Genomic DNA, 12,374 nt, shown 5'->3' with positions numbered 1-12,374 from the left:
TTTTTTTTAAAAAAAACATAGAATTACGTGTGTTTCCGTCATTTTGTTATCGGATGGAAAATCCTATGATTTCCACTAATATAATGGCTTGGATTTCGCGATAAGGTAAGGTACTGAAAGCTCTTGATTTATTCAGACTGAAACATTATCAAATTGATAATTCAAAAATACTTAACAAGGTCAATAGGTGAAACAAACAATGTAATCGTTACTACATTATTGTTGAAGAACATAAAAAAGTGAAAAGTAGCGAAAATTACTAGAAAAATTATAAAGATATCAGTTCAGTAGACTACGATCTTTTTGATAGATAGTTGCAAACAATTCCCCCGAGTTAGTTTGGTGAAGAAACAATGACATGATTGGATGAAATCAATTGTTGAAGTATATCTGAAAAGTTGCGATCAATTCACATGATGTATTTCAAATTAACACCATAAAGCAGCAAAATAGCTGCTTGACCTAGAAAAGCGGCTGCTAATTTATCCTTTCATTTTCTTTATAGCAAGGTTGAATTCTTCAGACTTTTTAAATTTATCTAAGGTAATAGAGTTGTCAAACTTAAAGGATTCAAAACCCTTATCTCCAGATGCAAGGAATGAGCAAAATTTTGACAAGAGATTCATTCCTTTATTCTCATAATCGATCCAGAGAAATTGACCATTTGCATTAGATTCTAAAAACCACCAATTGCTAAACTTATCCACTGAAAAATCTAAGCATGTGAAAGATAGATCCGAATGTTTCATGAAAGTATGAATGCTTTCTTTAATGTTTTCTGGAACTTCAATTTCCTTTACATCCATTTTAAAATTGATATGTAAAGCGGGTCTCCAATCTGTCGGTGCCTCATCTTTCTGATTTTTCGAGATAATTTTAACTGCTGTTATTAATTTACCCATAACTACAACGCGTGTGTCAAAGGCCTTATCTATATATTCTTGCAAAATTAGAGGTGTAGATTGGACTACAAAATCATCTAATAAGTCTTTTTCAGTAATTTTAAAAGTTCTTGTTTTTGAATGTGTATTCTCTTCTTTAGATTCCCAAACATGTGGTTTGAACGCTTTATAAACGCATTCTGATGTAAGGGATCTAATGAATTTCCTAGCGTTATCTGGATGATTTGTCATTAATGTTTTTGGAACTAAAAATTTAGAATCAACGGCCATACCCAGTTGAAAAGGTTTATTCTCAAATTTTTCCTCTTCACTGTAGGAATTTACGCATAGCTTCAGTGACTCTAATCTATGTAGTAATCCAATAAAAGCATCCTTGTATTCATGATTAGAAAATTTTTTATCTAGCGGATCTGTGTCAGGGTGAGTGATTGGGGGGACCGGTCGTCTTATCCAGGCAGAATCACAAGGTTCTATTAATTTAGTGCCTATTTTATATTTCTTCTCAGGAAATAAGAAGGAGATGGATGAATCTATCTTATATGAAATCCCAGGGATTATATTGGATTGAACCCCCAATTTTTTTAAACCCCAATGGACAGCAACCGCATGATAGTCATCAAAATCTGAGAAAATATGAACCTTCATCAAACATACCCGATTACCGTTACGAACATCTCACTTAAGAAGAAACATTTGATCAAGAATATCGATTCTTATGTGCGATTATTCATAAGATTCCGATTTTAACCAGAACTTTAAATATCCTTGTATACAACAAAATACGCTCAAACGAAAGACGCTTTAAAATTATAAAGCGCCAAATATTTTTTTTAAACCCGTGCATCTTTTTTTTTATTTATAAGACACTGCAGGTTGGATCATATCTAGTGTCTCTTCCGTACCTAGTGTATGTACTTATTATCATATCACTGGTACATATAAAAGCGCCGCTCACTTTTTTAACTTCTTCAGGTGATAGTTCACAAGCAACTTTACGAGCTAAAACACGATTCTCTTTTATTTCTTTTTTCATCTTAAAATCCTTTTTAAAGTCAGCCTATTCATTACGGCTCGATTATCATCATAGTTGTTACTATATACCTGATCAATAAAATTATAATCATAATTTTTATAGCGTGATTTGTTTCAAAATATCTGTATTGACGGAAGAAAAATCAATGTCACGTTTTTGAAATTGAATATGATGAGTCTAAATGCAAAATTTGCGTACAAAAAAATGATAAGTAGTCACCATTCGTAGCAGCGATTTTAGAGTGAACTGCATTCATTCGATTATTTTTCATTTGTATTGATGAGTAACATCAATGATTTTATCTCTTTCAAGTCTTAATGCACGATCTGCCGAACGAATGGTAGAGAGTCTATGTGCAACAATTAAACGTGTAATGTTCAAAGAACTTATTGAATCGTATATTACTTCTTCTGTTGATGAGTCAAGATTTGATGTAGCCTCATCTAAAAAAATAATACGAGGTTTTCTATATAAAGCTCTAGCAATTAATATTCTTTGTTTCTGACCACCAGATAGGGCCGTACCCATATCACCTATTAAAGAATGATAGCTCATTGGCATTTCCATTATATCATCGTGTATTGCTGCCATTTTTGCGCACTCGTATATCCACTCAAGATCAGGACCTTCATCGAAAAAGCATATATTCTGCCACAGTGTACCTGACAAAAGTTGATCATCTTGCATAACCGTTGAAATATTAGCTCTATATTTTTGTTTGGAAATTTTATTGACATTAAAATCATCGATATAAGTATGACCCATACTAGGCTTTTTAAGTCCTATAAGAATTTTAAGCAATGTAGATTTACCTACACCTGAAGAACCAGTAATGGCAACAAATTCGCCGGATTGTACAGTGAAGTTTATATTTGAAAAAATATAGGGTTCTGATGATGCGTATCGGAATGATAAATCTTTTACGGAAAGTTTTCCTGATAGAATTGGATTTAATCCAACAGGAATATTGTCGAATGCGTCTTCTCTAGATTCAGAGGTAACTTCAACTAACCTTCGTAAATGGAGCTTGAGTACTCGAAACTCGATGAGCATTGATAAAAAATTATTTATCTTTTCAACGAAAATTAACTTATAAGCTGTGAACGCAACTAGCATTCCAACAGTGAATGAACCTTTGATAACCATATTGGCGCCAAAATACAACATTATTATGTTTTCTAAACCAAAAATTATATTTCTAAAAGCATCAATATTAATATTCAGACTTGAAATTTTAATCTCTGAATTAATGTTGTTGATAAAAAAATCTTGCCATATCCAAAATCTACTTTTTTCGTGTGAAAATAGTTTAATAGTCTTTATACCACGTATTGTTTCGATAAAATTAGATTGTTCTTTTGATACGTTGCTAATAAGACTTTCATTAAGTTTCCTTTCATGTTGGACAACAGAAAACCTTAATATAGAAAAAAAGCATATAAGTACAAAAACAACAAAAGATAATGGTGGACTGTAAGTCATCATTATTATAAAAGTGATGCTACACATTAATCCATCAATGATGCTTTGAACGATACCTTCCGATAAAAAGTTCCGTATTTTCTCAAGAGATGAAAATCTCGACACGATATCACCAATATGTCTTTTTTCAAAATAGTCCGCAGGTAAATTGACAAGGTGCCAAAAAAGTCCTGTACCCATTTGATAATTAAGTTGTGTACTGAAGTGCAAAACAATTCTGGAGCGTAAAATTTCAATAAAGCCTATAATAAAAGCAAGAGTTCCAAATAGTAAAAATAAAGAATCGAGTAATATTTCATCCATTTCTACGATAACATCATCAAAAATAATCTGGCTGTAATACGGTGGTGCCATTAAGAGCAGCTGCAAAACTAGAGAAACAAGAAAAATTTGTGATATCGACTTTTTTATACCGGAGATAGATCCGATCATTTTTCGAAAACTAACTCTTTTTTCAATTTTCTTAGCTGCGAAGTCTGGTCCTGGTGATAGCTCAAGTACTACTCCAGTAAAATGTTTATCAAGTGATTGACGGGATATTGTTTTTTCTCCGAAAGCTGGATCATGAATTTTAATTGTTTTGTTCTTTACTTTAGTTAAAACGACAAAATGGTTCATGTCCCAATGCAGAATTGCAGGAGTTTGTATATAAGGTATATCCTCTATTTCTATCCGGAGTGCACGGGATATAAATCCTAGCTTTTTTGAAAAATCTATAATAGTAGATAGGGTCGCACCTTTTAGTGACAAAGAGAAATCGCGTCTCAACTCAGTTAGGTCTGTTTCATAACCATGAAACGAAGCAACCATAGCTAAACATGCTAGACCACATTCAGATTGTTCTGATTGTATTATTAAAGGTGTTTTCAATCCAAAAAAAATCTTTTTCATAAACTTATATTCTTACAAATCATATTTTTTTTTGAAAATTGTTAAGAATTTTTCGAGAAGAGTCACTCTCTTGTGAATAATATTTGCCTCGACTTGCATTCCAGAAATGAGCTCAAAAAAATCATCATCATGTTTGATTTTTTCTTCCTCTATTTCTATAAGTAATTTATAAACGGGCTCAGCTTTTCTATATCCTTTAATGATTTCATCATCAGGATAAAATGCAGATTTTGTTATCTGGATAACTCTTCCCTTATGCTGGCCATATCTTTGGTATGGGAAAGACGGATATCGTACCGTTACCGGTTCTCCTAATTCAATTCTACCTAAAGACCTAGCAGGAATAAGCGATTCGACTAATAATYTTGATTCTTCAGGAACAACGATGACGATTAGTTCACCCTGCCTTATATCCATCCCTTCAGATACCTGAATCGCTGTAATTGTCCCAGAAACAGAAGCGGCAATTGGATGTTCTCTCTCAAAGGATGCAATGAGAATATCACGTGTTAGGCTTGATGCGTTACTTTTAAGACTCAGGATTCTCATTTCCCGTTCTAATTCCGAACGATTGAATTTTATTCTATTTTTTAAAAAATCCGATTTCACTTTATCGAGACTTTGCCTATTGATTTCGAATAACACTTTCTCTTTCAATAAACCAATTTTGTCATTTTCGTAGTGTATTTTTGAAAGCAAACCTTTCTTGAACAAAATTTCGCTTTTTGCAATCTTATCTTCATAGATTAATAATGAACTTCTGTTTATCATTAGTCTTTCATGGATATGCTTCTTCTCATTCTCCAATATTTTCACATTTTCACTATAAGATAACTTATCCACTTCCAATAGAGCATTTTCAATTTCTATTTTAGATAAGGTATTTTCCAATTCTTTTTCTAACTCTTTGGCTATTTTTTCATCTATTTTACTTCCATTTATTCCCCTTCTTTCGCTTACAATGCTGAGAAGAACATCCCCTTTTTTTACTTTTTGACCTTGGTATATATTTACTTTTTCGATTCTACCACTTCTAGTAGCATATAACTTAATTGTCCCTTTATCAGGTATTAAGCTACCTACTATTTGTGTTTTATGCGATACACTAACCGAGCCAAGTAATATTAAAAACAATATAAAGAGAACCACTACTATAGTTGTTAACTGAAAGTACAATTTTGACTGTAAAATCAAAATCGAACCTTCATTACTTCTTGTTAGCTCATGAAGTACTTTACCTCTAAATAATTGTTTTTTATGTACATTTTCTATCATTTGAAACTTATAATGTTATCGTTGATTATAAGATCTGGCTTTAATAAATTCCTATCATTAGACACAAGAAGAAAATATCCACCTCTTTAGTTTTCATCTTTCATTCAGAGAACTTCCAAAGAAATTGGCCATCTAAATTTGACTTTTTGGACCACCTGTATTCAAACATGTCAACTGAAACAGTCTAGATACTTGAAAGATAGCTCTGATTTTTCCGCAATGGCGTTGGTACTATCTTTAACTTCCGATGAAATCTCTTCCTCTTCAGAATCAATACGTGAAATCGTGATATAAGGCAGACTTTCTAATCTATTGCCTTTTTATCTTGGCACTAAAACTCAACCACCCAAATTCTTAAAAAAACACATCACTTAAATCCATGTATACGTGGGCATTACCTGTTTCGGATTTAAAATGGTAATGTAACCGACATACTAGAATGTAAAACCAATGTATAACTTGCTTATACTCCCCGCTTGACCGTAGAGAGATATGCGCGCGGAGCAAGTCTGCTCTCTACGGTAGCGGAAGATCTACCATACTGAAAGAATAATGCGGCCACCGAGAAATATAGTTTGGATAGTCATTGCTGTGAAATCATTTTCGATGAGAAACTAACCAAATATAAAAATATAAATAACTTAGGTATAAGGCTTTAATATCTTAAAGCCTTATATTCTTAGTGATAGCGTTTTTTTATAGTAATCTACCTACAAAATATAGTAATCAGTCATTTTACTATAGTAATCTACCTACAAAATATAGTAATTTACCTATTCTATGTATAGTAATTTATCTTTTTTCATGTTTTGTGATATAGTTATTTACAATCTGTTTGGTTTTTATATGGTATATCTACGTAATTAAATATGTGGTCAATGACTAGAAAAATTGCTGTGTATTACAATAATGTATAATGAGTTTAAATGAGCCAAAGGTATTCAAATATAGGACAGATAGCTGATCTTATAGTGAGTTCAGATAAAACAAGTTTAGATTCTGGATCTAAAAAAACGTTGACAGTTGTTAGTGAAACTAATAGAAAAAATAACTTTATATCTTCGTTATTACTTTCTAGAATGACGATTTTTCATCCTTCCCAAAGACCTACACCTTATATGATTAGAAGGTTGTCGGAAATTGCAAAAAGAGGTGGTACCAACTTCCTTACTCCACTGGAATCTCAGGTTGTCAGTGTTTACGGTAAAGATTACCAAATTGATCTTTTCGTAGATTATCTTCTACAAGGCCATAGAGATTTGTTAGATACGTTATTGGCATTTTCAACTACAATAACATTGGATGAAACTGCCTATAAAAGTGGTAAAAAATTCACATGGTCAGAAATTATACGTGAGACCTTACCGGAAGGTAACTTAAGTTCTATTCAGCATGATAACTTTGATGTGTTGAATACTGGTTCGGTGGTTTTATCAATTAGTATGTACGATTTGGCCAAGCGTATGGGCATTATGCCACATCGTTCCTCCTATAATATGATTGAAAAACGTATTTCTCAGTTGGCTGGTGCGTTTATTACTGTAAGTGAATTAGACGAGGAAAATAATTTCAAAAATCGCTCTCATCTTAGATTTATACAAGACTTTCGTTTTCTTTACGATAATTCCAAAAATAAGAACGGCAAAGCTAAGAAAAATACTAATCATTTGTTTATTGTTCCCGATAACCGCTTACTTAAAGCTATACGCGATCAAGGTTACTTTTATCGGAAGGAGCAGTACCTAATGTGTCATTATAGTAAACCCTCTGTCCGTTCTTTCTTGAAATACCTGCGAACTCATCAGTACCAATTCATCAATGGAAAGACTTTCGAGTGGCTTCTTTCTAACTACATTGCTTCTATCCCATCCCCTGTTTCGAAAACGTTCAAAAATGATCTAAAAAAAAGTGTGATCAGTGTTGATAGACAGATTGAAAGTGATTTTTCAGTGCAATTGAAAAAAGTAGATGGTGAGACAAGAATTTTTTATGTTGGAGACGAACGATGACTTTAGAAAAATGGATAAAATTACCATTTTTGAAAGTAAGAACATCTAATTTATCGGATTTTAATTTACCACCAAAGTACACGTTGAGAGGACTCTTACAAGGTCATATCGGTATGATGATTGCAGCACCGGATGTTGGAAAATCTCATCTAATGCTTAGTGTGGCCATTGAACACGCCTCCAGTTGTAAATTAGTGGGGTTAAGCGCTCAACAAACTCCAAAAAAAACGCTATATATTACTACGGAGGATTCCATCGAAGTAGTTGTTCAGCGACTCAAAGAGAAAGCGTCTATTTTAAATGAATTGGTGCTAAGTGAATTAGATAAGTTTTTGGATATTGCGGTTTGTAAGGAACCCTTTGTAATCCCTCCCGGTTCTCCAGATCAAGTTTATATTTACCACGAGCGCTTATTAGTTTCTCTTAAACAAATGTTTAGTGAATATAGTTTGGTAATTTTGGATACCGTAACTGAAGCTATTGGTGAATGCGACGAAGTGAAAGATGACCGAAAAATCAAAAATACTTTTAATCGCTTAGCTAGCGAATCCGGTGCCAGCATTATTTTAGTTCATCATGTAAATAAAAGTGAGATTCATGGTTTACAGAAAATCACGATGGCCTCTGGAGCCGGTTTAACGTCTATAATGAGACTAACAAAATTTTTGATCTCAATGTCTAAAAAAGATGAATCATTGAGTTTACAGTTCTTGAAGGCTAACTATCTCTCTAAAGAAGAGAGTAAAAACATCCCATTGGATTGGTATAATAATCTTTTAGTTGCAAAGCATTATGATCAAGTATCGATTGCATATCCAGAATTAAGAATGTCAACGGTTCATAAAAAAAGACGTAAGATAAGCAAAAAAGTTAAAATAGAACCGGATTCTATTACCCTTGGTGGTATTGATGATGCGAATAATAAAAAAGATGAAGATATGAGAAACGTTTTATAAGGACTTCACTCTATCATAATAGTGAGACCGGTTATCGGCTATTCTTTACATCGTCTAGAAACAAATGAATTGCTGTTTCCTTGTATTTTTGTAATTCTATAATCTCTTTCACACTCCCAGCTTGTAACAGGATTAAGCTTATTCCATACTTCCATTGTTTTTCTTTCTTTTTTTGATAGCTTTATGTTGTATTGTTTACTCATATAAAGGTATGCCCTCGCTATTTTTCCTCTTGTCTCTATAGGAGGCATCGCAATTTTTTCTTTAAAACTAATCCTCATTAAACACTGACCATAAGAATCGCCTCTATTATCATTCCATTGTGTAAATTTATAATTGCTTCTATTTCCGTTAACTTCCCCAACAGCAGGAACAAGATTATGCAAATCGGATTCCATTTTTTTAAATTTATGTTTTTTTAGGCAATTTTTTCTACCTCCCTCTTGCCAGCATCGCATTTGATGCCCGAAGCTCCATGCTGGCATGATGTGTTCCCACTCAATTCTGTTAGCTCTTTTGGGTTCTTTTCTCACTTTGTATCCACAAGATTTTAGATCTGGACTACCTGATCCTTTAATGCCTTTCCATGTAATGTCGCAACCACAGTAAAATGTGTAAGGATGATATTTGTAGACATTAAAAGCTTCTTTTTTGGCTTGTTGAAAACTATTCGGATAAGAAAATGATAAGGGTGAAGCGATGAGTGTTAAAAGTAATATTTTTTTCATAAGTTACTATTATTTTTAGTTTTGTTTATATGAATAATGTATTTTACATTTATTTGTGTACTCATTTCAAAGATCCTTAGAATTAGCTTATTTCGATCTGATTTGTAATTTTTACAGGAAAAGTACATTTTTAAGAGAACAGAAGGTTGATCGGTCTCTTTTTTGATTTACTTTTTTACCTTTGAACGTGATTCAATTTCAATTAATGAGTAAATGACAAGTAAGTAGTTAAGAAAGTAAGAAATTCAAAATAGTTTTCGTAGCGAATACGAGTGGTATATATTTAAACTGGATTTCTTCTCTCTTTACCCGATTGAAATACACTGTTAATTAGATCAGGAAATAGGCTAGTTATCAGATCAGAGATAACCGCATTATGGAATGAAAAATATAATACCTAGAGTACACCTGAAATAGATCTTGGAGAGACCGTCTATAAAAGTTGGTTTTGCTTCTTCAAACTTTATTAGCGTTCAAGAAAACTTGAGTTTGAAATCGTTTTTTTATTGATTTTTTTGATCTGCTAATGATTAAGATTTTCTATTTAAGAAAGTATGGATCATTTTGTGCGATAAATGAACTCTGTTGAGAGTGTAATTGAAATCTTGCTTGGTATTCGTAGCTCATATAGGAGAGATCTTTTTTTACTTTAATTTGATTATTTTTCATTGTCTTTATATGTAGTAATTTCATTTTGATTCTAAAAAAATATTTACATGAATGATTCATCGTGACATGATTAATTTATCTTTATGATGCTAAACGAAATGGAGCTGATGAGAAAGCAAATTGAAACATTAAAAGTACTTGAAGAAATTTCTAGGGGCGCATCCGAGCTGCTTGATCAGCGTGAGAAAATTAGACCAAAACTTCCACGCACTTTTGACAGGCCAGACGCTGTTGAGTATCTGAAATGTGATTATAGAACAATTGAAAAATATGCAGCTGAATTAGGTATTAACCCGAAAGCATATTCTGAAAATGGTATTAGGTGGATGCTCGATATTAATCAAATTTACAAAATTCGTGACGTCCTTCCTGAAACGACTCTTTTGAAAAAAAAAACCAAGCCATTTAAACGTCAATCTGATCAAAAAACACAGGTGATTGTTGTACAAAACCAAAAAGGTGGAGTAGGTAAAACACTCAGCTGTATTACTGTTGCTACGGGGATAGCCGTTGAATATCATGAAGTTTATCGAGTTGCAGTTATCGACATGGACGGACAAAGTACATTAAGTGCGTATCAGCCGTCTATAAATGGCGATGATCGTACGACTATTGGTGAACTTATACAGATCAATCCAGAGACGCTGAGCTATAAAGATTTTATTCGGGACTCCGTGTCTGATACCACCATTCCAAACTTAAAGATTATTCCTGCTACTCAAAGGGATAGAGATATTGAATCCATCTTCCACGAAGGAGTGTTTAATGGATCAATCCAATCTCCTTATTCTCGCGTTAAAAACGTGATAGAAGTTATTAGTGGTGATTTTGATATCATTCTAATCGATACACCACCTTCTCTTGGTTATGCGTCTATTAATGCTTACAATGCTGCGACAAGCGTCATTATTCCCCTAGGGGCAAATCAAAACGATACAGATGCGACATGTCAGTATCTCAGTTATCTCCCAAAGATTTATAAAAACCTCATTTCTCAAGGTCATGAAGGATACGATTTTGTGAAATTTCTTCTCACAAATTATGAAGAGAATAGTGTTTCTTCGTTAGAAATCAGAGAAGAATTGAATGAGTACTTTAATGGCTATTTATTTTCGACAACGTTTAAAAAATCTGAAGCGGTTAAGCTTTGTTCTTTAGAAAAGAACAGCATCTACGATTTATCAAAATCCATGTATTCAGGTCATAAAACAACGTTTAAAAATGCCAAATTAAACGCTGATCAAATCTTGATAGACATCATGTTACAAGTAAGAAACGTATGGGATAAGGAAACAGATGAATATGAACAAGAGAAAACATGCTATTCAAGCGACATTAGCAAAAAGACATAATACCAAATCTCTTTTTACTCCAAGTATGCCTTCAGGTGATATAGATCATATCTCTGAAGCAAAGATTGATTCTGAACTGAATTATTTAAAACTAACAGATAGCCTAAGTAAAGCCGGCATCTCTTTTGCAAACTTTCTTAAAGAAAAGTCTGGTATTCTCCTCTCAAAGCCTATACGAACAATTACGACCCCATCCGGTGAGATCTATACGGTAGCTACATCGCATTTAACGTATAAGCAACTAAAGGAACTTTGCGTTATTGATAATGACAACGTACGAGATGAATCTGAACTTACAGAAAACGCGTTGGTTGATATCATTGATGAAATCGGTATGGGTTTTCAGCTAATGCCTATTATTGCGTATATTGATGCTAATCATAAGAAATCTGTCATGGAAGGTTCTAGAAGAATGACGGCAGCGCTTATACGTAAAGTTGGTTTGGACGTCGATATTTTTGATCGAAAGCCGAGCGAAGAAACCATTCGATGGGTAGTAGAAACATCGAATAAGAAGAAAGGGTTTTCGTATTTCGAAAAAGGAAAACTTTACAGCAAACTAATGGAAACACATGCCTGGACGCAAGCTGATTTGAAAAGGGAACGTCGATACACTCAGCAAGATATCAGCCTTAGCCTTTCATTTTTCTCTGCACCTGCCCAATTACTCAGGTTGCTACCGAGCAAGGCTGTACCCCAGTCCTACGTGTTAAAGTTCAATACAGCAACAAAACGAATACTAGAAAAAGAAGTGTTCGATGAAGCGTTGCATGAGTTAAAGGAACAAATCTTAGGTTTAGAGGTGCTCCCAATTGACATACAAGCTAAAAAAATTGTGGATATATGGCATGAACGAGCACAAAAAATCAATAAGAGAACAAAAAGTAGTGATCCAATTTTTAAATATGGAGAATCAAAAGTATTTATTAAACGAACGAGAAAAGGCAGCAACATTAGCTTGCAACATATTCCTAAAGCATTAGAGCAAGACATGTTATCTGCTATAGAGAATGTTTTCACCTCTCCTAAAAATGGATTTAACATTTATAAATGTTAAACAGTTTTTTTTAAAAAAAA

Annotated in this window: 8 protein-coding genes; 4 read left to right on the top strand and 4 right to left on the bottom strand. The window is 33.2% G+C overall.

Annotated elements, in window-relative coordinates:
• Positions 1-482 precede the first annotated feature (482 nt).
• The 3 genes from CF67_RS04510 to CF67_RS04500 form a co-directional block, all read right to left on the bottom strand.
• Entirely contained in the window at positions 483-1,547 is a 1,065-nt protein-coding gene (locus CF67_RS04510; protein WP_034414977.1) for an MvdC/MvdD family ATP grasp protein, read from the bottom strand.
• 655 nt (positions 1,548-2,202) lie between these two features.
• Positions 2,203-4,308, bottom strand: a complete 2,106-nt coding sequence (locus CF67_RS04505) for a peptidase domain-containing ABC transporter (protein ID WP_034414973.1) — start codon at positions 4,306-4,308, stop codon at positions 2,203-2,205.
• Positions 4,309-4,320: 12 nt separating this feature from the next.
• The gene (locus tag CF67_RS04500) at positions 4,321-5,583 is read right to left on the bottom strand and encodes a beta-barrel domain-containing protein (protein WP_034414970.1); all 1,263 of its coding nucleotides are present in this window, start codon (positions 5,581-5,583) and stop codon (positions 4,321-4,323) included.
• A 926-nt stretch (positions 5,584-6,509) separates the two neighbouring features.
• Here CF67_RS04500 and CF67_RS04495 point away from each other — a divergent pair.
• Entirely contained in the window at positions 6,510-7,592 is a 1,083-nt protein-coding gene (locus CF67_RS04495; protein ID WP_242633208.1) for a DNA mismatch repair protein, read from the top strand.
• A complete protein-coding gene (locus CF67_RS04490) occupies positions 7,589-8,548 on the top strand; it encodes an AAA family ATPase (protein ID WP_052538136.1) in 960 nt (319 codons plus the stop codon). Before CF67_RS04495 ends, CF67_RS04490 begins: the two co-directional genes overlap by 4 nt.
• A gap of 38 nt (positions 8,549-8,586) precedes the next feature.
• Here CF67_RS04490 and CF67_RS04485 read toward each other — a convergent pair whose 3' ends face one another.
• A complete protein-coding gene (locus CF67_RS04485) occupies positions 8,587-9,276 on the bottom strand; it encodes an endonuclease (RefSeq protein ID WP_034414967.1) in 690 nt (229 codons plus the stop codon).
• A gap of 776 nt (positions 9,277-10,052) precedes the next feature.
• Here CF67_RS04485 and CF67_RS04480 point away from each other — a divergent pair.
• Together CF67_RS04480 and CF67_RS04475 are read left to right on the top strand one after the other, a co-directional pair.
• Complete coding sequence (locus tag CF67_RS04480; protein ID WP_052538134.1) at positions 10,053-11,297, top strand: ParA family protein; 1,245 nt, start codon at positions 10,053-10,055, stop codon at positions 11,295-11,297.
• The gene (locus CF67_RS04475; protein ID WP_155994568.1) at positions 11,248-12,354 is read left to right on the top strand and encodes a hypothetical protein; all 1,107 of its coding nucleotides are present in this window, start codon (positions 11,248-11,250) and stop codon (positions 12,352-12,354) included. Before CF67_RS04480 ends, CF67_RS04475 begins: the two co-directional genes overlap by 50 nt.
• Positions 12,355-12,374: the final 20 nt, after the last annotated feature.

The organism is Candidatus Photodesmus blepharonis (assembly GCF_000731795.2).
GTDB lineage: Bacteria > Pseudomonadota > Gammaproteobacteria > Enterobacterales > Vibrionaceae > Vibrio > Vibrio blepharonis.
This window is presented reverse-complemented; position numbering and strand designations above follow the sequence as displayed.

Coding starts and splice junctions, on each gene's coding strand:
- CF67_RS04490 (WP_052538136.1), top strand. CDS start 7,589: ATGACTTTAGAAAAATGGATAAAATTACCATTTTTGAAAGTAAGAACA.
- CF67_RS04495 (WP_242633208.1), top strand. CDS start 6,510: ATGAGCCAAAGGTATTCAAATATAGGACAGATAGCTGATCTTATAGTG.
- CF67_RS04480 (WP_052538134.1), top strand. CDS start 10,053: ATGAGAAAGCAAATTGAAACATTAAAAGTACTTGAAGAAATTTCTAGG.
- CF67_RS04475 (WP_155994568.1), top strand. CDS start 11,248: ATGAACAAGAGAAAACATGCTATTCAAGCGACATTAGCAAAAAGACAT.
- CF67_RS04505 (WP_034414973.1), bottom strand. CDS start 4,308: ATGAAAAAGATTTTTTTTGGATTGAAAACACCTTTAATAATACAATCA.
- CF67_RS04510 (WP_034414977.1), bottom strand. CDS start 1,547: ATGAAGGTTCATATTTTCTCAGATTTTGATGACTATCATGCGGTTGCT.
- CF67_RS04485 (WP_034414967.1), bottom strand. CDS start 9,276: ATGAAAAAAATATTACTTTTAACACTCATCGCTTCACCCTTATCATTT.